At 65.5% G+C, this 24,228-nt stretch carries 18 protein-coding genes; 16 read left to right on the top strand and 2 right to left on the bottom strand.

Going from position 1 to position 24,228, the window contains the following annotated elements:
• The first annotated feature begins 122 nt into the window (after positions 1-122).
• The 10 genes from ACM0PK_RS04240 to ACM0PK_RS04195 all read left to right on the top strand — a co-directional run bounded on the left by ACM0PK_RS04240 (position 123) and on the right by ACM0PK_RS04195 (position 14,201).
• Positions 123-1,061 (top strand): nucleoside hydrolase, encoded by a 939-nt coding sequence (locus tag ACM0PK_RS04240; RefSeq protein ID WP_065179092.1) that lies wholly within the window; start codon positions 123-125, stop codon positions 1,059-1,061.
• An 88-nt stretch (positions 1,062-1,149) separates the two neighbouring features.
• A complete protein-coding gene (locus ACM0PK_RS04235) occupies positions 1,150-1,392 on the top strand; it encodes a type B 50S ribosomal protein L31 (protein ID WP_005418951.1) in 243 nt (80 codons plus the stop codon).
• Positions 1,393-1,688: 296 nt separating this feature from the next.
• Complete coding sequence (locus ACM0PK_RS04230) at positions 1,689-2,966, top strand: citrate synthase (protein WP_005418950.1); 1,278 nt, start codon at positions 1,689-1,691, stop codon at positions 2,964-2,966.
• A gap of 238 nt (positions 2,967-3,204) precedes the next feature.
• Entirely contained in the window at positions 3,205-3,567 is a 363-nt protein-coding gene (locus tag ACM0PK_RS04225; RefSeq protein WP_111201947.1) for a NirD/YgiW/YdeI family stress tolerance protein, read from the top strand.
• Positions 3,568-3,846: 279 nt separating this feature from the next.
• Positions 3,847-4,344 carry a CS1 type fimbrial major subunit gene (locus ACM0PK_RS04220; protein ID WP_414607402.1) on the top strand — a complete coding sequence of 166 codons (498 nt, stop codon included), beginning with the start codon at positions 3,847-3,849 and terminating at the stop codon, positions 4,342-4,344.
• A gap of 58 nt (positions 4,345-4,402) precedes the next feature.
• Complete coding sequence (locus ACM0PK_RS04215) at positions 4,403-7,129, top strand: TcfC E-set like domain-containing protein (RefSeq protein ID WP_414607401.1); 2,727 nt, start codon at positions 4,403-4,405, stop codon at positions 7,127-7,129.
• The gene (locus ACM0PK_RS04210) at positions 7,126-8,259 is read left to right on the top strand and encodes a CblD like pilus biogenesis initiator family protein (RefSeq protein WP_345782200.1); all 1,134 of its coding nucleotides are present in this window, start codon (positions 7,126-7,128) and stop codon (positions 8,257-8,259) included. The genes ACM0PK_RS04215 and ACM0PK_RS04210 overlap by 4 nt, the downstream gene beginning before the upstream one ends.
• 18 nt (positions 8,260-8,277) lie before the next feature.
• The gene (locus ACM0PK_RS04205; RefSeq protein ID WP_111128210.1) at positions 8,278-8,988 is read left to right on the top strand and encodes a pilus assembly protein; all 711 of its coding nucleotides are present in this window, start codon (positions 8,278-8,280) and stop codon (positions 8,986-8,988) included.
• A gap of 65 nt (positions 8,989-9,053) precedes the next feature.
• Positions 9,054-13,385 (top strand): ESPR-type extended signal peptide-containing protein, encoded by a 4,332-nt coding sequence (locus tag ACM0PK_RS04200; RefSeq protein ID WP_414607400.1) that lies wholly within the window; start codon positions 9,054-9,056, stop codon positions 13,383-13,385.
• Positions 13,386-13,454: 69 nt separating this feature from the next.
• Positions 13,455-14,201 (top strand): hypothetical protein, encoded by a 747-nt coding sequence (locus ACM0PK_RS04195; RefSeq protein WP_329844342.1) that lies wholly within the window; start codon positions 13,455-13,457, stop codon positions 14,199-14,201.
• A 228-nt stretch (positions 14,202-14,429) separates the two neighbouring features.
• Here the strand turns inward: ACM0PK_RS04195 and ACM0PK_RS04190 are convergent, their stop codons facing one another.
• Positions 14,430-15,074 (bottom strand): hypothetical protein, encoded by a 645-nt coding sequence (locus tag ACM0PK_RS04190; protein ID WP_049411389.1) that lies wholly within the window; start codon positions 15,072-15,074, stop codon positions 14,430-14,432.
• Between the two features lie 189 nt (positions 15,075-15,263).
• Entirely contained in the window at positions 15,264-17,687 is a 2,424-nt protein-coding gene (locus ACM0PK_RS04185; RefSeq protein WP_414607399.1) for a penicillin-binding protein 1A, read from the bottom strand.
• Positions 17,688-17,906: 219 nt separating this feature from the next.
• On the opposite strand from ACM0PK_RS04185, the gene ACM0PK_RS04180 reads away from it, so the two are divergent.
• From ACM0PK_RS04180 to ACM0PK_RS04155, 6 genes are all read left to right on the top strand, one after another.
• On the top strand, positions 17,907-18,965 hold the full coding sequence (locus ACM0PK_RS04180; RefSeq protein ID WP_014038321.1) for a pilus assembly protein PilM: 1,059 nt from the start codon (positions 17,907-17,909) through the stop codon (positions 18,963-18,965).
• Positions 18,965-19,849, top strand: a complete 885-nt coding sequence (locus ACM0PK_RS04175; RefSeq protein WP_065185317.1) for a PilN domain-containing protein — start codon at positions 18,965-18,967, stop codon at positions 19,847-19,849. The genes ACM0PK_RS04180 and ACM0PK_RS04175 overlap by 1 nt, the downstream gene beginning before the upstream one ends.
• On the top strand, positions 19,846-20,502 hold the full coding sequence (locus tag ACM0PK_RS04170) for a type IV pilus inner membrane component PilO (protein WP_057493352.1): 657 nt from the start codon (positions 19,846-19,848) through the stop codon (positions 20,500-20,502). The genes ACM0PK_RS04175 and ACM0PK_RS04170 overlap by 4 nt, the downstream gene beginning before the upstream one ends.
• Positions 20,502-21,035, top strand: coding sequence for a pilus assembly protein PilP (locus ACM0PK_RS04165; protein ID WP_005418914.1), 534 nt, complete (start codon positions 20,502-20,504; stop codon positions 21,033-21,035). Before ACM0PK_RS04170 ends, ACM0PK_RS04165 begins: the two co-directional genes overlap by 1 nt.
• Positions 21,036-21,056: 21 nt before the next feature.
• Positions 21,057-23,027, top strand: coding sequence for a type IV pilus secretin PilQ (locus tag ACM0PK_RS04160; RefSeq protein ID WP_065185316.1), 1,971 nt, complete (start codon positions 21,057-21,059; stop codon positions 23,025-23,027).
• A 173-nt stretch (positions 23,028-23,200) separates the two neighbouring features.
• Positions 23,201-24,226, top strand: coding sequence for an AAA family ATPase (locus tag ACM0PK_RS04155; RefSeq protein ID WP_005418911.1), 1,026 nt, complete (start codon positions 23,201-23,203; stop codon positions 24,224-24,226).
• The last annotated feature ends 2 nt before the right edge of the window (positions 24,227-24,228 follow it).

Genomic DNA, 24,228 nt, shown 5'->3' with positions numbered 1-24,228 from the left:
GGCGGCCCCGGCCCCCCCACTACCGCGGGTGCAGGGCGCAGCCCTGCCAGAACCCCAACCCCCGTACTTGCAACGGTCATCATCCCGGTCCACACTTCGTTGCCGATCTGAAGACGGCAACGATGACCCACAAGATCCCCCTGTTGATCGACACCGATCCCGGTGTGGACGACGCCCTGGCCCTGCTGATGGCCTTTGCCGATGAACGGCACGACGTGGTCGCCCTGACCATCGCCGCCGGCAATGTCGGCCTCGAATACACCGTCCGCAACGCCCTCAAGCTCTGTGACATCGTCGGCCGCCCCGACGTACCGGTGTTTGCCGGCAGCCCGGATCCGCTGCTGCATCCCTCCGTTGACGCTGCCCACGTGCATGGCCGTGATGGCTACGGCGACGTGGACCTGCCGCCGCCGAGCCGCCAGGCCGAGGCCGAGCACGCTGCCCTGGCCATCCTGCGCCTGTCGCACGAACACGCCGGCGAACTGATGCTGGTGATGTTGGGCCCGCTGACCAATCTGGCGCTGGCACTGAAGCTGGACCCGACCCTGCCCCAGCGCATCAAGCGCATCGTGGTGATGGGTGGCGCGGTTACCTGCCACGGCAACATCACCCCGGCAGCCGAATTCAACATCGCCTTCGATCCTGAAGCCGCGCACGTGGTGTTCACCTCGTTCAAGCACCTGCTGGTGTCGGACTGGGAGGCGACCGTTGCCCACGGCCTGCCGCTGGAGGGCGCCGAGAAATGGCTGCAGGCCGATTCCGACCGCGCCCGCTTCTACGAACTGATCTCGCGCAAGACCCGCGCGCTGTCGGAAGATGCCAAGGGCGGCCGCTGGTATACGGCCGATGCGGTGGCCATGGCGTGGGCGCTGAATCCAGAAGGGCAGCTGCAGGTCGAGTCACGGCCGCTGAACGTGGAACTGAATGGCACGTTCAGCCGAGGCGCCACCATCGTCGACTGGAACCGCCAGACCGGCCAGCCGGACAACTGCGATCTGCTGATGGCCTACGACCAGCAGCGTTTCGAGGCCCTGGTGCGCCAGGCCCTGGGCGCGGACTGACCTCGATTGACCGCCACCGGTTGCCCCGAGCGGCAACCGGTGCTTATAATGCCGCTCTTGACCACCAGCCCATTTACGGTGTGAGCCCATGAAGGCCGATATCCATCCGAACTACCGCGACGTCGTCTTCCATGACGTCACCTCCGATTTCAAGTTCCTGACCCGCTCGACCATGGGCACGAAGGAAACCATCCAGTGGGAAGACGGCAACGAATACCCGCTGGTCAAGGTTGAAATTTCCTCTGCTTCGCACCCGTTCTACACGGGCAAGCACAAGGTCATCGACACCTCGGGCCGTATCGACAAGTTCCAGAAGCGCTACGCGCGCTGATCTGTCGATCCAGCTTCGAACCGACGGCCGCGCTCTGCGCGGCCGTTTGTTTTTCCCCAACGCCAACCCAACGGGCGTTTGGATAGACGGAACACTGCGTTCGTGTGACAACGCTTTTGCCGATCCGGGCCGCTCAACGGCCGGTGTCTGGCCGCCTGTCGTATACGACTTCCGTCTAGCACCCGACAAATGCTGCTGTGCGATAATGACATCATCCCCGGCACAGGCCGAGGACGTCATTCACGTGCCTGACCAATGCGCTTGGGCAGGCGCCTTCCCATGAAGGAGCGCACACAGTGTCCGATCTTGATCAGGTCACGCTCAACGCCGGCGATAAGTCCGTCGTTCTGCCCGTCATCAAACCCACCCTTGGCAACGACTGCGTCGACATCGCGAAGCTGACCAAGGAAACGGGTTTCTTCACCTACGATTCCGGCTTCACCGCGACGGCCAGCTGCAAGTCCGCCATCACCTACATCGACGGCGACAAGGGCGTGCTGCTGTACCGCGGCTACCCGATCGAACAGCTGTCGGAAAAGTCGAGCTACGTCGAAGTGGCCTACCTGCTGATCAACGGCGAGCGCCCGAGCGCCGAGCAGCTGAAGGCCTTCACCGATGAGCTGACCGCCGAAGCCAACGTCGACGATTCGATCAACACCCTGATCGGCAGCTTCGCCAAGGATGCCCACCCGATGGCGATCCTGGCGGCCGCGATCGCGCAGCTGTCGGCCATCTACCACGACTCGCTGGACCTGTCCGACGCCGAGCAGCGCCGCAAGGCCGCCGTGCGCCTGATCGCCAAGGTGCCGACCCTGTCGGCGCTGATCTATCGCCACGGCAAGGGCCTGCCGGCCAACAAGCCGGACACCTCGCTGGACTACGTCAGCCGCTTCCTGAAGCAGACCTTCGAGTCCGCTGACGGCCAGTACGACCTGAACCCGGACGTGGTGAAGGCGCTGGACCTGCTGTTCATCCTGCACGCCGACCACGAGCAGAACGCCTCGACCTCGACCGTGCGCCTGGTCGGTTCGACCGGCGCCAACCCGTACGCGTCGGTCGCTGCGGGCGTCACCGCGCTGTGGGGTCCGGCCCACGGCGGTGCCAACGAAGCCGTGCTGAAGATGCTCGAAGAGATCGGCAGCGCCGACAACGTCGAGTCCGCCGTGGTCAAGGCCAAGGACAAGACCTCCGGCTTCCGCCTGATGGGCTTCGGCCACCGCGTCTACAAGAACTTCGACCCGCGCGCCAAGGTCATCGGCGAGATGACCAGCAAGGTGCTCAAGCAGCTGGGCGTGCAGGATCCGCTGCTGGACGTGGCCGTGAAGCTGGAACAGGCTGCGCTGCAGGACGAGTACTTCGTCGCCCGCAAGCTGTACCCGAACGTCGATTTCTACAGCGGCATCATCTACAAGGCACTGCAGATCCCGACCGAAATGTTCACCGTCATGTTCGCCCTGGGCCGTACTTCCGGCTGGGTGTCGCATTGGCTGGAACAGCAGGTCGATCCGGAAATGAAGATCGGCCGTCCGCGCCAGGTCTACACCGGCAGCGACGTGCGCGACTACCAGGGCTGATCGCCCGCAGCAGATTCTGCTGAGAACGCCCCGCATCTGCGGGGCGTTTTTTTTGTGCCCTGATCGGCTTCGGCGGATGGCGACCGCGGAACGTTGGTCCGCACGATAAGAGCCCGCTTCCGGATCTGAACGCGTTCTGACAATGAATGTCGCATTCACATCTTTTCGGATCTATTGCATGGGTATCACGTCGAAGGCGATAGAACCTGTGCGTACTGATCCCTGTGTGGAGAACGCCATGAACCGACTGATCGCCATCGCTTTCATCGCCACGCCGCTGGCCCTGCTGAGCCCGCAGGCCTTCGCGCAGTACACCGGGCCGGGGGCAGGGGCCGCTGCCAGCACCGTCGCTGACGCACGTGCGCAGCGCGATGATCATCCGGTGGTGCTGCGTGGCACCCTCACCGCCAAGATCGGTGACGAGCGCTACCAGTTCCGTGATGTCAGCGGCCAGATCGAGGTCGAGATCGATGACGAAGACCTGCCGCCGCAGGCCATCGGTGCCGACACCGTGGTCGAGCTGCGTGGCAAGGTCGACACGCATCGCTTCAAGCCCACCGACATCGATGTCGATCACGTCACCGTCGTGCCTGCAGGTTGAAGCCAACGGTAGCCGAGCGTGGGCTCGGCTCTACAAATTCAATGCAATGAGGTTTGTTGCATTGAACCGATGAGGGAAATTGCATAACCCTCGAACATTGAGCGAATTCAAGAATTCTCCTTAACACTCATTGTTTTAGGAATGCTTGAATGGCCTGCATGGCAATGGATTTCTAACATTCTCTCCGTCGCCCGCACCCATCCCCGCGGGCGATGCTCCCCTCCCTTTTCTCCTTGGGGAGGGGGGCTTTCATATTCCCCCTGTCCGAGAGAGACACACATGCACGCCATTCTGAAGAAGGCCGCGCTCGCTGCAGCGCTGGCCACTGTTTCGCTGTCTGCGCACGCGCTGGAAACCAAGATCTCCGTCTATGCCGACGTCGACCCGACCCTGGCACTGCTGCGCGACGATGGCACCCCGCTGCCGGACACCGTGCAGCTGACCCACGATCCGCTGCGCGGCCTGCTGCCGTCGACGCAGCAGGTGCGCATCCATTCCAATGACGAAACCGCGGACATCGAGGTGCGCCTCGGCCATGATCCGGTGCTGACTAATGGTGCCACGCGCGTGCCGCTGGCCGTCAGCCTGAACACCGACGCGCTGACCACCGCGGTCACCGAGTTCAAGGCGGCTGACCTGTTCAACGGTGCCAGCTCGACGCCGGGTGCCTCCATCTCGATGCCCCTGACCATCGCCCAGGCGGGTGCCGGTGGCCCGCTTACGGTCAGCGGCCGCTATGAAGGCATGGTCTACATCGTCATGAACCAGAAGCCCTGATCCACGGCTTCCCGCGCCGGCCCGCACTCCGGGCCGGCCGCTACCCCAGCGTACCCCCATGACCCCACACGCCCCCGCTGTTACCCGGCTGGCGGTCGCGCTCGCCCTGGCGTTGTCCACTCCGCTGGCGGCTGCGCGCGGCGTCCCGCCCGGTTTCGAAGACCTGGTCGAAGGACAGACCGAACAACTCGACATCCAGCTGTTCGGCCGCTCGGCCGGGCTGTCGCCGGTGCGCGTCACCCTGGAGCATGTGCAGCTGGAAGATCCCGCGCGCGTGCTGCAGGCACTGGACCTGTCCGCCGAGGCGCAGGCCGCGCTGCTGCCGGCACTGTCGCAGCCGCTGCCACGCAACAGCCACCTGGCCTGCCGCTTCGGTGGCGCCGAGGCCGGTTGCGGCTATCTGGATCCCCCGGAAGACCCTGCGGCCGCGCGCGCGCTGTATGACGAAGGCGAGGGCGCCGTGCGCCTGTTCGTGGCGCGCAAGTGGATCGGTGGCGAGCCCGCCGCGGAACGCTTCCACGCGCTCAGCAGCAATGCCGAGAACGCTTTCCTGCACCAGCAGGTGCTCAACCTTACCGGTGGGCGCGACTACCAGTCGTTCAGTGCGCGCGGCACCGGCGTTCTGGGCCTGTTCCAGCGGGGCCATATGTCCGCCGACTGGTACTTCACCCAGCAGCGCTACCGCAGCAGCGGTGGCGATGCGCATTTCGAATTCGACAACGTCTATTACCGCCATGACCTGGGCCAGCAGTACTACCTGCAGGCCGGGCGCATGGACCGCCGCAACCTGTCCAGCCCACAGGGTGGCACCTTCGGTTTCAGCATGCTGCCGCTGGACCGCTTCGACGGTGCCCGCGTGGGCACCACCCAGGCTTACGTGGACAGCGATGCTGCCGTGCAGGCCTCGCCGTTGACGGTGCTGCTCGCCCGCGATGCGCGCGTGGACGTGTTCGACGGCGAGCGCCTGCTGCAGACCTACTACCTGCAGGCCGGCATCAACCAGATCGATACCCGCAACTTCCCGTTCGGCAGCTACCTGGTGCGCATGCGCATCTACGAGGATGGCGTGCTGGTGCGTACCGAAGAAGCCCCCTTCGACAAGGGCGGCGACTGGACCGACAGCCAATGGCAGTGGTTCGTGCAGGGTGGCCGCCGCAACGAGCGGCGCAGCGATCGCTTCGACAGCGAACAGGTGGCGGTGGCCGGCATGCGCGTGCCATTGGCACGCGACCTGGCCGTTACCGCGGGCGTTGCCCATCTGGGCGGGCACAGCTATGGCGAACTGCGCGTCGACCTGCGCCGCGTGCTGGCCACGCAGGAAATGCGCGCAACGTTCAGCGGCATGCGCGGCAGCGATGGCAGCCACGGCCAGCAGCATCAGCTGTCATACCGGCGCAAGGCGTCCTGGAACATCTACCAGCAGCGCATGCGTGGCAAGGCCTGCCAGTTCGACGCCGATGCGCGGGACCGCCTGGGCTGCACCAACTCGCTCAGCGGATCGGTCTCGCTGCCGATCGCCGGTGGTACGGCGTACCTGGGGTATACCCGGCGCCAGACCTGGCGCACCGGTTGGAGCCGTCCTGGTGACCATGATCCGATGGCGCCACTGGATCCGTTCCTGCCGCCGCAACCGCTGCAACCGCACCGCGAGCCGCAGCTCAGCCGCACCTGGCAGGCCAGCTTCAGCCGCAGCCATCGTTGGCAGGATTTCAGCGTCTCCACGCGGCTGGGCCTGTGGCAGCAGCACAGCCACGACAGTGCCCGTGACACCCGCACGCGCGACCGTGGCATCTACCTCAACGTAAGCTTCACCCGCCTGCAGCGCAGCCATGTTGGCAACGGCCAGCGCCGCTATGCGGTGGACATGCGCCAGCCGCAGCACCAGCGGCCGGAGATCAACTACAGCGTCGGCCAGAGCTATCGCCAGGAGGTGGACGCGCAGTTGCGTGAGCTGACCTCCGAGCTGCGCGCCAACAACAGCGACCGCTACAGCGCATCGCTGGGCGGGCAGCTGCAGAACCGCTACGGACAGACCGGCGCCACCGTGGCGTACTACCAGCAGCATGGCCGCAGCGAGACTGCCTACAGCGGCACGCACAGCTCGGCCTTTGCGCTGGGCCGGCGGGGCGCGTACTGGGGCGCAGGCAGCGGCGCCGACGCCGGGCTGGCGGTACAGGTAGGCGCCACCGATGACCTGGACCTGCAGGGCGTGGCGGCCGAACTGCAGGTGAGCGGCGCGGGCCGGCAACGGTTGCAGATCGGCGAGCGCCGGCTGCTGCCGTTGGCCGCCTACCAGTCGCACCGTGCCGAACTGCAGGACGCCAGCAACGACGCCAGCATGGCCGCCATCCGCGTGAGCGGCGTGGGCGGTGCGCGCCCGATGTTCCTGGCCCCGGGGCGGCTGATGCGCATGCCGGTGCCGATCGAAGTGACCTACACCTTCATCGGCACCGCCCGCACGCTTGCCGGCGCGCCGCTGGGTGGCGCCCGCATCCTCAACGCGCCGGTGCCCGGCACCAGCGCCAACGGCGGCTTCGTCGCCGACTTCCCGCGTCGCGAGACAACGCTCTACCTGCTGCAGGACGACCGCCTGCTGCACTGTCCGCTGCAGGTGCGCGAGCGCCGCCAGGTGGTGCTGCTGGTCGGTGCCGTGCACTGCGAACCGCTGGCCGTGGCCCAGCTGCCGGCGGAGATCCGCCAGCAGGCCCGGGTAACCCGGCTGCTGCAGGAACGCGCGCTGATCGCCGCCACGCCCCAGACCGCTGCTGCAGGAGGAACGCCATGAGCCGGCGTGTGTTGTTCGTGTTGATGCTGGTGTGCGCGCTGGCCGTGCTGATGCCACGAGCGTGGGCGCAGAAGTTTCCGGAAATACATCCGACAGATGAGACCCGTCGAGTCACCGAAAGCTGGGACCGATCAGCTGTCCCAGCCGAAGTCGTGCTCTGGTCGCCGATGACATTGTTGGCCTTTCAGGAAGGTCCAGATTCCCCTTATGAAGTTTCTCACCTTGTCTGCCTGTCCGATACCGATGCATCCCGCGGACGCTGTCCAGTGATTGGAAATCCGGAAGCACGTGGCAATGCGCTCCCCGTTTGGTTTTACATGACTGATCAGCGAACTGGACTTCGCACGGAGATTCATGCACTCGGCTACATCAAGAGGCCGTTGAATGGCCCTAACTGCTCTTCGGATCACTGGGGCTCACTGATCTATCCGATCTGGTCATCTGTACCAGATGTATGCCGACCGCTGATATCCGGCGGAATAGGTGTCTCTCTTGCCATTCGGAGCTCTGAACTGAAGCGCTTGGTTGCAGGGGCGTGGGCAGGGCGGATTGAACTCCAATTGCGTCAAACCCGTGGCGGTCCGCTGTTGGCGACCTATGTCTTCGATCTTGCATTCACCGTCACCGATTACGACGCGATCTCGATCTACTTTCCGGCCTTCGACACCATTGCGCCGCTGGTCAACATGGACCTGCGCTACGACCCCATCAAGCAGATGGTAGGCGGCCGCAAGCAGCTGGAGATGTGCCTCTACGACGGCCTCGGCTCGCAGAGCGAGTTCCTCGGCGTCACCGTGCGCGACAGCGGGCCGCGCCCGCCACCCGGCAGCGACTTCGCGGTCTGGCATCGCGATGGTGGCAGCGACGACCGCCAGCGCCTGGACTACCACGTCAGCCTGAACTACGGCGGGCGCGATATCCGCATGCGGCATGGCGTGGAAGAGCTGCTGCATGGCATCGAGAGCGCCGAACTGCGCCTGGTCATGCTGCCCGGCATCAGCCAGCCGGTCTATTGCGTGCCCACGCCGCTGACATTGCTGACACCTCCCACCCCTATCGCCAGCAAGCGCCCCGGTCTCTACGAGGGCGAGCTGACGGTGGAACTGCGCGTCCCCACCGCCAAACCCTGATCCCACACGGAGCCTGCCATGAACAAACTGATCGTCTGGATGCTGCCGTTGAGTGCGCTGCTTGCGCCATCAGCACACGCCAACCTGTCCATCCATCCCATGCGAACCGCGATGGATGCCAAGCGCGGTGCGCAGATCCGCGTCTACTCGCAGTCCACCCGCCCGCAGTATGTACAGGCCAGCCTGCGCCGCATCGACAACCCGGCAACGCCCCGCGAACAGGAGCAGGATATCGAGGTCGCCGATTCGGCCATTGCCATTACGCCGGGCAAGTTCGCGCTGTCAGGCGGTGGCAATCGCCTGATCCGGCTGATCCCCCTGCAGCCGGTGCAGAAGGAAACCGCATACCGCGTGTACTTCGAAGGCGTGCGCGGTCCGGAAGGCACTGAACTGGAAAGCAGCGAAGACGCTGCGCACGCCGACGTCGGCGTCAGCCTGGTGTGGGGCGCGCTGGTGAACGTGGTGCCCACCGACGGTGTGGTCAGCCTGAGTGTGCGCGGCAACACGCTGCACAACAGCGGCACGCTACGCGTGGGCATTGTGCATGCGGCCGAATGCACGGCGGCCGGCGTCTGCACGCCGCACGACCTCTCGCACAGCCTGTATCCGGATGCCGATTTCACCCTGCCGTTCCAGCCGCAGCCGGGCAATTCGCTGCGCCTGCGCTACCGGCTCAGCCAGGACGGCTATCGCGAGCACGTCCAGGACGTGGCCATCCAGTCCAGTTGACCCCCTCCCTGCGTCCCGCGCATGGCGCGGGATGTCTTTTCCGTAAACTGCTAAGGAGAAAGACCATGAATCGAATCTATCGACGTATCTGGAATGCTGCACGCCAGTGCTGGGTGGTAGCGAGCGAGCTGGCTGTCGCAAGGCAGTGTTCCTCATCGCCGAGAAGACTCCGGCTACTAGTCATTCCACTATCGATGTCTGCGGCCGGCTCCATTTCCGCGAACGCGGGCAGCATGTACTGGGGATGTTCGCCCTTCGATTGGGACAAGGCGGACGTCTATTGCGTGCCCATGTCAGGACAAAGTGAGGATGGAAAAACCTCTGCCAATGCAAAGATCTCCACCTCCAAGGACTATCTGATCATGGGGGGAGGTTCGTACAACGACGGCTCCTGGAACGCTACCTTTGGTCCCAAGGCCCAGATCATTGGCAACTACAACGCGGCATTGGGCCACAAGGCCAACATCAACGGCGTAGACAGCGTTGCCGTGGGCTACAACGCCAGTGCCCAGCTGGGGCACAGTACGGTGGTCGGTGCCAACGCCTATGGCAAGGGCATCGGCTCTACCGCGTTCGGAAACAAAGCCTCGGCCACACGGCAGAACTCGATCGCCATCGGTAGCGGATCGCTCTCGCAGAGCGAGAATTCAGTGGCGATCGGTGCAAATTCCCTTGCCAGTGAAGTGAACACCGTCTCCGTCGGCAGCGACAAGGAGAAGCGGCGGATCGTCAACGTAGCCGATGGGCGGATCACCGCAGCCAGTACCGACGCCGTCACGGGCAAACAGTTGTACGCGACCAACAGCAAGCTGGGTGCGGTCGAAGCAAACGTCGGCACCATGAAGAATGATCTGACAGCGGTTCGGACGCTTGCGCAGTCCGCCACCAATCGCATCGATGCCACTACCCTGGCACTGGGCAAGGGCGCGGTCGCAGAATCGGGCAGCTACGGCATCAGCACCGCCATCGGCAACAATGCCAAGGCCTACAACGGCCGCAGTGTCGCACTCGGATTCGATGCGCTGGCCGGCGTCGATGCGGAGGGCAATCGAGTGACCGGCCAGAATGCCGGCGTTTCCATCGGTGCAAACACGCGCAGCGCGAACGGCGCGGTCGCGACCGGATTCCGGGCCATTGCCAGCGGAAACTTCTCCATTGCCGTAGGCGGTGACGCCAATGCGGCCGCCGAACATGCCACTGCAATCGGGTACCTGAGCAAAGCCACGGCAAAGCAGTCCACGGCGCTGGGGCGTGGCAGCGAGGCCAAGGCGCAGTTCGCCACCGCGCTGGGCAATCTTGCGGTATCGGCCAATACCAGTGCCGTGGCACTGGGTGATCGGGCCAACGCCCGCCATGACAATGCGGTGGCACTGGGTGCCGGCTCTGTCACGGCGTCGGTCAACTCCGTTTCGGTGGGCAGCGCTACGCTCAAGCGCAAGATCCAGTACATTGCCGATGGCGTGGTCAGCAATGGCAGCACCGACGCGATCACCGGCAATCAGCTGTTCGCGACCAACCAGGCCCTATCCGCTGCCCAGAGCACGGCCACGAGCGCGCAGACGGCGGCCAACGCGGCCAAGGCCGACGCCGCCAAGGCGCTGACCGAGACGACCGCGCTCGCCGGCCTGGTCTCCCAGACAGGCGCCACCGGCAATGTCCGCCTGGGCGGGAAGAACAGCGGCACCGTACTGGACGTGCGCAACAGCGCCAACGCCAGCCGAAAGGTTGCCGGTGTGGCGGATGGCGACTTGGATGACAGCAGCAACGAGGCTGTGAACGGCAAGCAGCTCAATGCCACCAACGTGCAGGTCGCTGCCGTGGAGAAAGCGGCTACGGCCGCGCAGGCGGATGCAACGGTTGCGAAGGCAGATGCTGCCAAGGCGCTGGTCAGCACCACCGCTCTGGAAGGACTGGTCAGCCAGATCGCCGCCAACGGCAATGTCCGTCTGGGTGAGAAGAACAGCGGAACGGTGTTGGATGTGCGTAACAGCTTGGGCACTAATCGTAAGATCACTGGAATTGCCGACGCAGACGTTGGTGCGGGCAGCAGTGATGCGGTGAACGGCGGGCAGTTGTTCTCTTCCAATCTGAAGATAGCAGTGCTCGAGGAGAAGAGCCGTCTCTTTGGGGCAGGCAATGAAGCTGGTGCGGCCTCAGCACGCGCCGGTGAGTTCGGGGTGGCGATAGGCAACGGTGCTGTGGCATCAGTCGATTCCGAAGGAGGGGTCGCCTTGGGTGCATTCGCTGGCGCACTCGCCAGGAACTCCGTTGCCCTTGGGCGCGCGGCCAGCGTGGAAGCCGGAGCGGTTGCCGGATTTGCACTTGGCGCGGGCGCCTATGTGGCTGCAACTGACGGAATTGCGATTGGCGCCGGTTCGGAAGTTGAGGCTGGTGCAGATGGGGGCGTTGCTCTCGGCGCTGGTTCCGTTGTGGCTGAGAGCGACACTGTTTCTGTTGGCAATGACAGTCTCAAACGTCGAATTACAAATCTTGCCCGCGGCACCGCTGATCACAACGCCACGACCGTCTCTCAGCTGAAGGGCTCCCTTGCCACCCTCGGTGGCAGCGCAGGGATGGACGCCAACGGCAACATCATTGCCCCGACCTATTCGGTGCAGGGTGGTACGCAGAACACCGTGCAGGACGCGCTGATGGCGCTCGATGGAGCTGTCACCACCGCAGGCCGCCGTGCGGACATGGTGGAAGGCCAGCTCAACTCGATCTTCCAGGATTCACCCTCGGCCCGTGGCGATGGCAGGAGCCAGATCGCGCTGAGTGGCGCGAACGGCATGGTGTTGACCAATCTGGCTGACGGTCGGGTGGCGCCAGGAAGCCGTGATGCCGTAACCGGCAATCAGCTGTACGCCGCGGAGCAGAAGATCTCGCAGAATCGAAATGATCTGGAGGCGATGCGCAAGGAGAGGGAGATGGGCGAGCGGGCCATGCGTGGATTGGATACGAGCGGCCCGATCGATTTTGGCGGTGCGCGTTTGACTGGAGTGGCCGAGGCTAAGCTGTCGGCTGACAGCTCGGATGTTGTGCGGGGCAGCCAGCTCTATGAGACCAACAGCCGTGTTTCGGCCATGGAAGGCATCAGCCAGTACGTCAGTGTGGGGGCCGCTCCAGGCTATGGTCCTGCTCAGGCTGGACCGGTTGGTCTTGCAATTGGGAACTTCGCTAAGACCGGCAACGATGGAGGAACTGCAGTGGGAACCCATGCGAAGGCACTGGGCAGAAATTCCATAGCCCTTGGTCGCGCTTCGGTCGTGCATGAGGATTCCGATAGCGGATTTGCGCTAGGTACTGGAGCGGAGGTAGGCATTGCCGGAGGTGGTGCACGAGGAGGCATTGCTATCGGTGCTGGAGCAAAAGTGGGTAAAGGAGCGAATGGTTCGCTGGCAATAGGCGAAGGCTCTCAGGCGAATGAGGCCGGAGTGGTTTCATTTGGAAGTGCAACTACTTATCGCCGCCTCATAAACATCGCCAACGGCACCGCCAACCACAACGCCGTCACCGTCGGCCAGCTGCGCGGCGCGCTGTCCGCGCTCGGCGGCGAAGTCGATGCCAACGGCAACATCGTCGGCCCCAGCTTCACCGTGCAGGGCCAGTCCCAGCCCACGCTCAATGGTGCATTGGAAGCGCTCGACGGCGCAGTGGTCAGCACCACCTCGCGCGTAAACCACGTCGAGTCGCAGCTGCGCAGCGTGTTCCAGGACACGCCCTCGGTCCGCGCCGACGGTCTCAACCAGCTCACCCTCGCCGGAACCCACGGCATGGTCATCTCCAACGTGGCCAATGGCCTGATTGCCGCCGGCAGCCGCGATGCGGTCAATGGTGGCCAGCTGCATTCGATGCAGCAGCAGCTCAACGGCCGTATCGATGGCCTGGAAGAGCGCATCGATGCGCCGCAGCCGCAGGCAATGGCGGTGGCTTCAGTGCCCGAACCGGAAGCGCCGGTGCCGCAGGCCGAAGGCGGCCAGCAGGTGGCGTCGGCAGGCGAGGGTGAGAAGCCCGCGCCTCAGCCGAAGACGAAGAAGGAGGACACCCCGAAGCCGCAGGTCGATACCGCTGAACTGGAGAAGATGCTGGCACGCGCCAACGAGTACACCGATGGGGCGATCAGCACCTTCGAACGTCGCCTGGACAAGATGGACAAGCGCTTCAACCGCATGGCGGCCATGAGCAGCGCACAGACCGCGATGGCGATGAACACCGCGGGCCTGGCCACCTACAACCGCTTGGGTGCGGGCGTGGGCTACAGCGAGGGTGAGTCGGCGATGGCCGTGGGCTACCAGCGCGTGCTCAACGAGAAGGGCTCGGCCACCTTCAGTCTCAATGGTGCGTTCACCAACAGTGGCGAACGCAGCATGGGTGTCGGCGTGGGCATCGGCTGGTAAGCCATGACGCCCCGGCGCGACGCGCGTAATCCGCCCCGCCGCGCCGGGGCTCTTGCCGAGGAAATGGCAATGTATCGATGGGTAAGCCGGTTCATCAGCTACCGCACGTTCTATCTGTGGCGGGCACGTTTTTACTACTACACCCGCAATCTGGACCGCTGGCTGCTGTTCGCCCTGCTGTGCGTGGCGGGTGTGGGCTTGGCGGCCTGGTACACCTGGCGGGTATCGAGTGTGCCGCCGCCGCGCGTGCATCCGGAGGCCGCCGCGCTGCGCGTGGAGAACATCACCCAGGAGGCGATCCATCGCATCGTGCTGGTGCGGCATGGCGGCCCAACCCCGGGCGAGCCGTTCACCACCCCGGAGGATGTCCGCGCCGGCACGCTGCGCACACTGCGGGTGCGGCAGCTGCTGGACAGTGCGGTGGTGTGGCAGCTGAAGGCTCACATGCTGGCCGACATCGCGACGTACATCGATGCCACGGGAAGCTGCTTCCCTTTCCCGTGCTGGCAGGTGAGCCATCGGCTGGAACTCATGCGTGCGGCGGAGGCGGAGAACGCGGCCATCAACCGGGCGCTGGAGCCGGTACTGGAGATCCCGCTGGACAGGATGCCCAACCTCAACGGCGGTGAGCGCGCGCGGATACAGACGGCGTGGTCCGATCCGTTCGGCGATGTCTACAACCAGACCTGGTTGTTGGGCGATCTGCAGAACATGCACGCGCGGATGATGATGGCGTACCCGCAGCGGGCGGGAGCCCCCTGGCTGATGCGCCTGCTTGGCGATGAAACGGAGGAGCAACACCATGATGTCTGGTAGGGCAACGCACCTCCTGTAGAGCCGAGCCATGCTCGGCTGCTCTTCGGTCAGCTATCCGGATGCCTGAAGCACCGTGAGGACCAACGGTCCGCACCCACCAGAAGAAGGAAGCAGGTAGCGCGCTTTCTGTAGAGCCGAGCCATGCTCGGCTGCTCTTAGGCCAGGTGTCCGCACGCCTGATGCACCGTGCGGACCAACGGTCCGCACCCACCAGAACCCGCGCAGCTGTCACCCGCCGATATACGCGGTGATCTCCGCTTCGGCCAGCAGCTGCCGCAGCTGTGCGACAGACGCGCGTCGCATCGGCTTCTCATCCACCGGCGACAGCGGCGCCTGGCGCAGCGCATCGTACGGCAGCACGGCCAGGTCAAAGGTCAGCTCCTCGGCACTGAACACCCACACCGGCACGTCCAGGCTGCGTTCGCGGTCCATGCGCAGCCGGCGCGTCCGCGATTCGGCGGGAATGCCGTGCTCGTCCAGGAAGCGATGCACGGCTTCCGGGTCGTCGCTGTGCAGGTGAAGCTGCACCGGGCTGTTGGCATCGGCGGTGCCTTCCAGTACCGGGCCGGCCAGCCGTGGGGCGAAGCCGTGCAGGAACTCCAGCGCGCGCATCGCAGCCTCGCGGCGGCGCTGCAGTTCATTGCCGTGCTGGGGCCCGGCGAACAGCCGCTGGTACTCGCGCAAGGCGTCTTCGATCTCGGTGTTGCGCGGCAGGGAGGCATCGTCGTGGATGCCGAGCCGGCTGGCGGCCTTCAACTTGGCCTGGTGGTAGTCGCGGATGCCGCCTTCAGCCATCAGGCGGGCGGCTTCGTGGGCGAGGCGGTGGCGCCGCTCGCGGGTCTGGCTGGCAGCATGCTGACGGGCGCGATGCATGCGATGACTCCTGTTGCGACCTGGCTACAGACTAGCGCACGGATGTGACATCCGCGTAGGTATTTCACGGAGGGGATGCAGAGCCGAGCCCACGCTCGGCTGCTCTACGCGGGGCCCGGAGCCGAGCATGGGCTCGGCTCTACAGTCGCATCGGTGCCAACCCACGGTTGGCACCCACTGCACCCTTCCTCAGAAGATATCGAACGCGGCGGCGTCGGCCTGCGGCGTATTGAGGTTCAGGTCGTAGTCGGTCAGGCGATCCATGTCTTCCACCTTCACCCACTCGGTCGCGCCGTTGAGCGTGGCCTGGACCATGCCGCTGGGCGGCTCGTTCTGCGCGATCGGGGTGTCCTTCAGCGCGGTGCGCATGTAGTCGATCCAGATCGGCAGCGCCGCCTTGCCACCGTACTCGCGGTAACCCAGCGAGCGGAAGTCGTCGCGGCCCACCCACACGGTGGTCACGTACGGGCCGCCGAAGCCGGAGAACCAGGCGTCACGATGGTCGTTGGTGGAGCCGGTCTTGCCGCCCACGTCCTCGCGGCCGAGCACCTTGGCCTGCACACCGGTACCGCGCTGGACCACGTCGCGCATCATCGACACCAGCTGGTAGGCGGTGCGGGCGTCGATCGCGCGCGGAGCGGTGCGGGCATCCGGGTTGGCCGGAGCGGCGGCAGTTTCGGTCTTGGCTTCGGCCTTGGCCGCAGCGGCCGGGTCCACCTTCGGGGCCGGGGCGCCGAAGTTGAAGCCATCCACCACCTGGTTGACCGGCTGATCGCTGCTGCCGGCGCAGTCGCGGCAGGCCAGCGCCGGGTTTTCCTTGAACACCAGGTTGCCGTCGCGGTCATTGACCTGGTCGATCAGCCAGGTATCCACGCGCGAGCCGCCATTGGCGAACACCGCGTAGCCACGCGCCACCGACAGCGGGGTCAGCGATGCAGTGCCCAGCGACATCGACAGGTTCGGCGGCAGCTCCGATTCGGCAAAGCCAAACTCGCTGATGTACTTGCGCGCGTAGTCCACGCCCATGCCATCAAGCAGGCGTACCGAGACCAGGTTGCGCGACTGCACCAGCGCTTCACGCAGGCGCATCGGGCCGCGGAAGCCGCCGCCATCGTTCTGCGGGGCCCAGGTCTTGCCGCGGCGATCGCGGAACACGACCGGGGCGTCGAGCACGATCGAGGCCGGGTTGTAGCCCTTGTCGAAGGCGGCCGCGTAGACGAACGGCTTGAAGCTCGAACCCGGCTGGCGGCGGGCCTGGGTGGCGCGGTTGAACTTGTTGCCGGAGAAGCTGAAGCCACCCACCAGCGCCTTCAGCGCGCCGCTGTGAGCATCCAGCGAGACCAGCGCGGACTGGCCGCGCGGGATCTGGTCCAGCAGCCACTCCCCGTCCTTGGCACCGGCGCGTACGCGCACGATGTCGCCGCGCTGCACCAGCTTGCCCGGGGTCTTGTTGGTCCACTTGGCGGCGCCGGCCGGCAGCACGATCTCGGTGCGGTTGGCCAGCACCACCGTGGCGCTGCCATCGGCCGCGGTGCTGGCGACGATTGCCGGCAGCAGGCCGGCCTGGCCGTACATGCCGCGCAGGTGCTCGGCCAGCGCGGCGGTATCGTCGCCGGCGCCCAGCTGCACCTGCTTCTCCACGCCGTGCCAACCGTGGCGGTGGTCGTACAGCAGCAGGCCATCACGGACGGCCAGGTTGGCGGCGGTCTGCAGGGTGGAGTCGATCGTGGTGGTGACGTGGTAGCCCTTGTTGACCACGTCGCCGCCGAAGCGGGCGATCATTTCCTGGCGCACCAGCTCGGCCACGTAGGGTGCATCGACCTGCACCGGCGGCTCATGCGCGGTGGCGTGCATCGGCACGGCCTTGGCCGCGTCGGCTTCGGCCTGGCTGACGAACTTCAGGTCGGCCATGCGCTGCAGCACGTAATTGTCGCGGCGCTGGCGGGCACGTTCCGGGTTGGAGATCGGGTTGCCCGACGACGGGAACTTGGGGATACCGGCCAGCGAGGCCATCTCGTCCAGGTCCAGCTCGTTCAGCTTCTTGCCGTAATAGAACTCGGCGGCAGCGGCCACGCCGTAGGCGCGGTTGCCGAAGAAACTCTTGTTCAGGTACAGCTCGAAGATCTCGTCCTTGCTCAGCTCGGACTCGATCTTGCGCGCCAGCAGGATCTCGGCCAGCTTGCGGGTGTAGCTGTACTCGGAGCTGAGGAAGAACTGGCGGGCGACCTGCTGGGTGATGGTGGAGCCACCCGGCACGCGCTTGTCGTTGGTGGTGGCCAGCAGCCAGACCGCACGGCCGATGCCCATGTAGTCCACGCCGCCATGTTCGTAGAAGCGGGCGTCCTCGGTGGCCAGGAAGGCCTGCTTCAGCCGCTCGGGCACGTCCTTCATGGTGACCGGGGTGCGCCGGGTCTCGCCGAACACCGCCATCAGCTTGCCGTCGGCAGCGTAGACGTACATCGGCTCCTGCATTTCCACGTCGCGCAGGGTCTGCACGTCGGGAAGCTTGCAGGAAACGGCATAGTACAGACCGCCCACGGCGGCCGCGCCGATCAGCGCCAGGACCAGGACAATCAGGAAGATCCAGCGCAGCCAGCGGCGGAGTCGAGTCATCGGGTTCAGATTCCGATTGCGAATTTCGTGGTCGCAGAGTATAGATTACGCAAGGTGGCGGCTGGGGTCGGCACCGGGGAGCGCAAGGGGAACAGTCAGGGGCTGCATGGTGAATCCGTGAGGGATTTCACAGCAGGGCCGTTGCCATTTGCTAAGAATACGTTATTAATGCTCGGACGCAGGTCTTGCGTCCAAGTGCCCGTCGGCAGGGGAGAAACCGTGGGGCTCATCCCAAAAAGTCAGTCGCCGCTTGTAGGCGTCGACATCAGTTCGACTGCGGTAAAGCTTTTGCAGCTGTCCCGCAGCGGCAATCGTTTCCGCGTGGAACATTACGCTGTGGAACCTCTTCCACCGAATGCGGTGGTGGAGAAGAACATCGTCGAAGTGGAGGCCGTCGGTGAGGCCATCCGCCGGGCGATGAACCGTTCAGGCAGTAAGGCCAAGTTGGCCGCTGCCGCCGTCGCGGGGTCGGCGGTGATCACCAAGGTGATCCCGATGCCGGCCGATCTCGACGAAAACGACATGGAAGCCCAGATCGAGCTGGAAGCGGTCAACTACATTCCGTATCCGATCGAGGAAGTGAACCTGGACTTCGAGGTGATCGGGTCGATCCCGAACAACCCGGAGATGGTCCAGGTGCTGCTGGCCGCGTCGCGTTCGGAGAATGTCGAGCTGCGCCAGTCCGCACTGGAGCTCGGTGGCCTGCAGGCCAAGGTGATGGACGTTGAGGCCTTCGCGGTCGAGAACGCCTACGCCCTGGTCGCCAGCGAGCTGCCGGTGTCCATCGACGGCGTGGTTGCGCTGGTCGACATCGGCGCCACCATGACCACCCTCAATGTCCTGCGCGGCGGCCGTAGTCTTTACAGCCGCGAGCAGGTGTTCGGTGGCAAGCAGCTGACCGACGAGATCATGCGCCGCTATGGCCTGAGCTACGAGGAAGCCGGGCTGGCCAAGCGCCAGGGCGGCCTGCCGGAAAGCTACGAGATGGAAGTGCTGGAGCCGTTCAAGGAAGCCACGGTCCAGCAGATCAGCCGCCTGCTGCAGTTCTTCTATGCAGGCAGCGAATTCAACCGCGTCGACCACATCGTGCTGGCCGGCGGCTGCGCCGTGCTCGGTGGCCTGCCGGAGATGGTCGAGGAACAGCTGGGCGTGCCGACCGTGGTCGCCAACCCGCTGGCGCAGATGACCCTGGGGCCGAAGGTGAACGCGCATGCGTTGGCCCAGGATGCCCCCGCGCTGATGATCGCGACCGGTCTGGCGCTGAGGAGCTTCGACTGATGGCACGCATCAATCTATTGCCCTGGCGCGCCGAGCGGCGCAAGCAACGCCAGCGCGAGTTCTACGCAATGCTGGGCATGGCCGCTGTCGGTGGCCTGCTGTTGTCGCTGATGATCTGGTTCTATTACGACCGCCAGGTGAGCGGCCAGATGGACCGCAACGCCTATCTGGAAGCCGAGATCGAGAAGGTCAAGGAACAGAACAAGGAGATCGATCGCCTCGACGCGCAGAAGGAACGCCTGCTGGCCCGCAAGAAGGTGATCGAGGAACTGCAGGCCAAGCGCTCGCAGATGGTCCACCTGTTCGACGCGCTGGTACGCACCATTCCCGATGGCGTGGTGCTGACCGCGCTGAAGCAGGAAGGGGATGTGCTGACGCTGGAAGGCCGCACCCAGTCCAACGCCCGCGTTTCGGCCTACATGCGCAACCTGGAGACCTCCGGCTGGATGACCAATCCGGAGCTGTCGATCATCGAAGCGCGTGACCCGGAGAAGGACAAGGATGGCAAGGTCGGTCCGCTGGCCGACATCAAGGCGCTGCCCTACGTGTTCGTGGTCAAGGTGAAACTGCCGGCACAGAGCGAAGAGGTCTCGGCGACGCCGGGCCTGAACGCCGATGGGTCGGTGGCGACGGCTCCGCCGGCACCGGTGGCTCCGTTGGCCGCAGGTCCGGATGCCGCGACGCCTGCGGCTCCGGCAGCGGGCCAGCCGGCAGCGGCTCCCGCCGCACCGGCCGCTGCACCGCCGGCCACTCCGGCCAAGCCGAACCAACCGGCCGCTCCGGCCGCCGCGCCGGCCCCGGCACCTGCCCCGAAGCCTGAGGGCAGCCGCCTGGCGCAGCCGCCGCAGGCCTTCAATGCGCTGCTGCAGGGGGACCGCGCATGAGCCAGAAGATCGATATCAAGAACCTGGATTTCAACGACATCGGCAACTGGCCGCAGAAGGCCAAGATCGTCTTCTGCTCGTTGCTGGCGCTGGTCATCATGTTCGTGGCGTGGATGCTGCTGATCAGCGGCAAGCGCGAAGAACTGGCCGGCCTGGAATCGAAGGAAGTCGAGCTGCGCGCCGAGTTCACCAAGCAGCAGGAACGCGCGGTGAACCTGGGGCCGCTGAAGCAGCAGCTGGCGCAGATGGAGCAGGTGCTGCAGCAGATGCTGCGGCAGCTGCCGAGCAAGACCGAAATGCCCGACCTGATCATCGACATCTCGCAGACCGCGCTGTCCAGCGGCCTGACCAACGAGCTGTTCGAGCCGGAGCAGGAGCAGATCAAGGAGTTCTACGCCGAGAAGCCGATCAAGCTGCGCATGGTGGGCAGTTACCACCAGTTCGGCGCATTCGTCAGTGGCGTGGCCTCGTTGCCGCGGGTGGTGATCCTGACCATGCATGACATCAACCTCAAGCCCAAGGAAAAGACCGGCGGCAACGTCCGCAGCGGTGCACTGGAACTGTCCGGTACGGTCAAGACCTACCGTTACCTGGACGAGACCGAAGTGCAGGCGCAGCAGGCGGCCGACGCTGGCAAGGAGGGCAAGAAGTGATGCGCGCGCAGACCGTACGTGGTGCGATGGTGCTGGCTGTACTGCTGCTGGCCGGTTGCGGCCGTGGCGTGACCAGCACGCCCGGCGACGCACCGAACCTTGAGAAGTGGGTGGAAGGCGAGCGCGCGCGACCGGCGCAACCGCTGGAGCCGCTGCCGGTGATGCAGCAGTTCGAGACCTTTGAATACTCCGCGCAGGGCATGCGCGATCCGTTCACCGATGCCTGGACCAATCCGCAGCAGGGGAACGGCGGATTGCGACCGGACCCGAACCGGCGCAAGGAGCCGTTGGAAGGCTTCCCGCTGGATGCGCTGGACATGGTCGGCACCATCGGTACCGGTGCAGGCACCGTGGCGCTGGTGATGGGGCCGGACAAGGTCACCTACCGGGTTCGCCCGGGCGGTTACCTGGGGCAGAGCGACGGGCGGGTCACGGCGGTCTTCGAAGACCGCGTGGAGCTGATCGAACTGGTGCCGGATGGCGCGGGTGGCTGGCTGGAACGGCCGGCAACGCTCTCGCTTGAAGATCAATGATCGTTTACTGGGGATAGCACGATGACCTTTCACCAAGCCAAGGGGCTGCGTCCCATCCGGCGCTCTACCTTGAACCGTGTCAGCGCGCTGGGAGTCGCGCTGATGCTGGCCTGCGCTCCGGCGCTGGCTGCCGCACCGGCGGAAAAGCCGGTGGGCGCCACCGTGGCACCGGCCGCTGCGCCGGCAGGCCTGTCGGTGGCCAAGATCGATTTCAAGCGTGGCGATGACGGCGCCGGGCGCCTGATCGTGCAGTTCGACGGGCAGGGCGCGATCCCTGACCTGCGCACGCAGGGCAACAGCGTCGTGGTCGACGTCGGCAATGCCCGACTGCCGGCCAACCTGCAGAAGCCGATGAACGTCACCGACTTCGCCACGCCGGTACAGCGCATCGACGCCAAACCGTCCGGTGCCGGTACCCAGCTGGTGCTGAGCACCGGGGGGGCCGTGGAGTCGCTGGCCTACCAGAGCGGCAATGAGTACGTGGTCGAGATCAGCCCGCGGCAGGCCCCGGCCGCCGTCGGCGCGGTCACTGCCGGCAGCGTCACCCAGGCGGCCAAGGCCGTCGGCCAGCGCGGTTTCACTGGCAAGCCGGTGACCTTCAACTTCCAGGACGTGCCGGTGCGCACCGTGCTGCAGTTGATCGCCGAGGAGTCCAACCTGAACGTGGTTGCGTCCGACTCGGTGCAGGGCAATGTGACCCTGCGGCTGGTCAATGTGCCGTGGGACCAGGCGCTGGACATCGTGCTGCGTGCGAAGGGCCTGGACAAGCGTCGCGACGGCAGCGTGATCTGGGTGGCGCCGCAGGCCGAACTGGCCAAGTTCGAGCAGGAGAAGGAAGACGCGCGCATCGCCATCGAGAACCGCGAAGACCTGCAGACCGACTACATCCAGATCAACTACCACAGCGCCACGCAGATCTTCAAAGCGCTGACCGAGGCCAAGGGCATCGGTGGCAGTGGTGGTGGTGGCAGCGGCGGTGGTTCGGGCAGCTCGTCGCAGGAGGACAGTGGCTTCCTGTCCTCGCGCGGCCGCATCGTGGCCGACGAGCGCACCAACACGCTGATGATCAGCGACATCCCGAAGAAGATCGCGCGCATGCGCGAGCTGATCAACGTGATCGACCGCCCGGTCGACCAGGTGCTGATCGAAAGCCGCATCGTCATCGCCACCGATACCTTCGCCCGCGAACTGGGTGCGAAGTTCGGTGTCAGCGGCAGCCGCGACAACGTGTACTTCAGCGGCAGCCTGGATGCCAACGCCAAGACCCGTGAGTCGCAGGTGACGACCGACCTGGCCAACGCCAAGGCCGAGCGTGACTGGGAAGCCGGTGGCCGGGTCGGCCCGCCGCCGGTGAAGTCCGGCTCGGCGATCACCCGTGGCCTGAACTGGAACCTGCCGGTGGCCGCCGCCAGCAACCCGGGTTCGCTGGCACTGTCGATCCTCAATGCCGGCTACCTGCTGGACGTGGAACTGTCGGCCATGCAGCAGGAATCGCGAGGCGAGGTGATCTCCAACCCGCGCGTGGTCACCACCAACCAGCGCGAAGCGATGATCAAGCAGGGCAAGGAGATCGGTTATGTCACGATCAGTGGTGGTACCGCTGGCGGCGTGGCGACGCCGAACGTGCAGTTCAAGGAAGTGGTGCTGGAGCTGAAGGTCACTCCGACCATCACCAACGACAACCGCGTGTTCCTCAACATGCAGGTGAAGAAGGACGAAGTCGACCAGCTGATCCAGCTGGAGGGCTACGGCACGGTGCCGTCGATCAACCGCCGCGAAGTCAATACCGCGGTGCTGGTCGAGGACGGGCAGACCGTGGTGATCGGTGGTGTCTACGAGTTCACCGATCGCAACAGCATCAGCAAGGTGCCGTTCCTGGGCGACGTGCCGTTCCTGGGCAACCTGTTCAAGAAGCGCGGCCGCAACAAGGACAAGGCCGAACTGCTGGTGTTCGTCACCCCGAAGGTGCTGCGCGTGGCCAAGCAGAACTGAGCCACCGCTCCGAAGTCTTCGAAGAAGGGCCGCCCTGTGCGGCCCTTCCTCGTTTCCGCCGGTAGATCCACGCCATGCGCGGATGCGCTGTTCAGCCGTTCTTGATGCCAATCGCAAGGCACCCTGCGATGATGTCGGGAACCCGTGCCGTCCTGCGCCGGTCAAAGGCCCCCATGAACCTGCCACCGCCGATGCCCGAAACTGTCTCGCCGCCGCCCGCGCCGGCAACCTCCCGCCTGCATGCGGCATTCACCCAGCTGCGCGATGCGTTGTCGACCGAGATCGTCGGCCAGGCGGCCCTGGTCGAACGCCTGCTGATCGCGTTGCTGGCCGACGGCCACCTGCTGGTGGAGGGCGCGCCGGGCCTGGCCAAGACCACGGCGATCCGTGCACTGGCCTCGCGCCTGGAAGCAGACTTTGCCCGCGTGCAGTTCACCCCCGACCTGCTGCCGGCCGACCTCACCGGCACCGAGATCTGGCGCCCTCAGGAGGGCCGCTTCGAGTTCGTGCCTGGCCCGATCTTCCACCCGATCCTGCTGGCCGACGAGATCAACCGTGCGCCGGCCAAGGTGCAGTCGGCGCTGCTGGAAGCCATGGGCGAGCGCCAGGTCACGGTTGGCCGCCATACCTATGCGCTGCCGCCGCTGTTCCTGGTGATGGCCACGCAGAACCCGATCGAGCAGGAAGGCACGTTCCCGCTGCCGGAAGCGCAGCTGGACCGCTTCCTGATGCATGTGCGCATCGGTTACCCGGACCAGGCCGCCGAATCGGAGATCCTGCGGCTGGCCCGTGAGCGTGCCCGTGGTGCATTGGGCGAGGCCGCGCCGGCGCCAGACAAGATGCCGATGCAGGACGTGTTCGACGCCCGCCGCGAAGTGCTGGACCTGCACATGGCACCGGCACTGGAGCGCTACCTGATCGAACTGGTGCTGGCCTCGCGTGATCCATCGCGCTACGACGCCGGCCTCGGCCGCCGCATCGCATGGGGGGCAAGCCCGCGCGGTTCCATCGCACTGGAACGCTGCGCCCGCGCGCGGGCGTGGTTGGCTGGCCGTGACTTCGTCACGCCCGACGACGTGCGCGCGGTCGCCGCCGACGTGCTGCGCCATCGCGTGCTGCCCAGCTATGAAGCCACCGCCGAAGGCTGGGACGGCGAGCGCCTGGTGCAGGAGCTGCTGGCCCGGGTGCCGGCACCCTGAGC

This window comes from Stenotrophomonas sp. FR010 (assembly GCF_047520755.2).
Classification (GTDB): domain Bacteria; phylum Pseudomonadota; class Gammaproteobacteria; order Xanthomonadales; family Xanthomonadaceae; genus Stenotrophomonas; species Stenotrophomonas sepilia.
Note: the sequence above shows the minus strand (reverse complement) of the source record. Positions and strands in the feature narration are given on the sequence as shown.

Coding starts and splice junctions, on each gene's coding strand:
- ACM0PK_RS04240 (WP_065179092.1), top strand. CDS start 123: ATGACCCACAAGATCCCCCTGTTGATCGACACCGATCCCGGTGTGGAC.
- ACM0PK_RS04235 (WP_005418951.1), top strand. CDS start 1,150: ATGAAGGCCGATATCCATCCGAACTACCGCGACGTCGTCTTCCATGAC.
- ACM0PK_RS04225 (WP_111201947.1), top strand. CDS start 3,205: ATGAACCGACTGATCGCCATCGCTTTCATCGCCACGCCGCTGGCCCTG.
- ACM0PK_RS04220 (WP_414607402.1), top strand. CDS start 3,847: ATGCACGCCATTCTGAAGAAGGCCGCGCTCGCTGCAGCGCTGGCCACT.
- ACM0PK_RS04215 (WP_414607401.1), top strand. CDS start 4,403: ATGACCCCACACGCCCCCGCTGTTACCCGGCTGGCGGTCGCGCTCGCC.
- ACM0PK_RS04210 (WP_345782200.1), top strand. CDS start 7,126: ATGAGCCGGCGTGTGTTGTTCGTGTTGATGCTGGTGTGCGCGCTGGCC.
- ACM0PK_RS04205 (WP_111128210.1), top strand. CDS start 8,278: ATGAACAAACTGATCGTCTGGATGCTGCCGTTGAGTGCGCTGCTTGCG.
- ACM0PK_RS04200 (WP_414607400.1), top strand. CDS start 9,054: ATGAATCGAATCTATCGACGTATCTGGAATGCTGCACGCCAGTGCTGG.
- ACM0PK_RS04195 (WP_329844342.1), top strand. CDS start 13,455: ATGTATCGATGGGTAAGCCGGTTCATCAGCTACCGCACGTTCTATCTG.
- ACM0PK_RS04190 (WP_049411389.1), bottom strand. CDS start 15,074: ATGCATCGCGCCCGTCAGCATGCTGCCAGCCAGACCCGCGAGCGGCGC.
- ACM0PK_RS04185 (WP_414607399.1), bottom strand. CDS start 17,687: ATGACTCGACTCCGCCGCTGGCTGCGCTGGATCTTCCTGATTGTCCTG.
- ACM0PK_RS04175 (WP_065185317.1), top strand. CDS start 18,965: ATGGCACGCATCAATCTATTGCCCTGGCGCGCCGAGCGGCGCAAGCAA.
- ACM0PK_RS04170 (WP_057493352.1), top strand. CDS start 19,846: ATGAGCCAGAAGATCGATATCAAGAACCTGGATTTCAACGACATCGGC.
- ACM0PK_RS04165 (WP_005418914.1), top strand. CDS start 20,502: ATGCGCGCGCAGACCGTACGTGGTGCGATGGTGCTGGCTGTACTGCTG.
- ACM0PK_RS04160 (WP_065185316.1), top strand. CDS start 21,057: ATGACCTTTCACCAAGCCAAGGGGCTGCGTCCCATCCGGCGCTCTACC.
- ACM0PK_RS04155 (WP_005418911.1), top strand. CDS start 23,201: ATGAACCTGCCACCGCCGATGCCCGAAACTGTCTCGCCGCCGCCCGCG.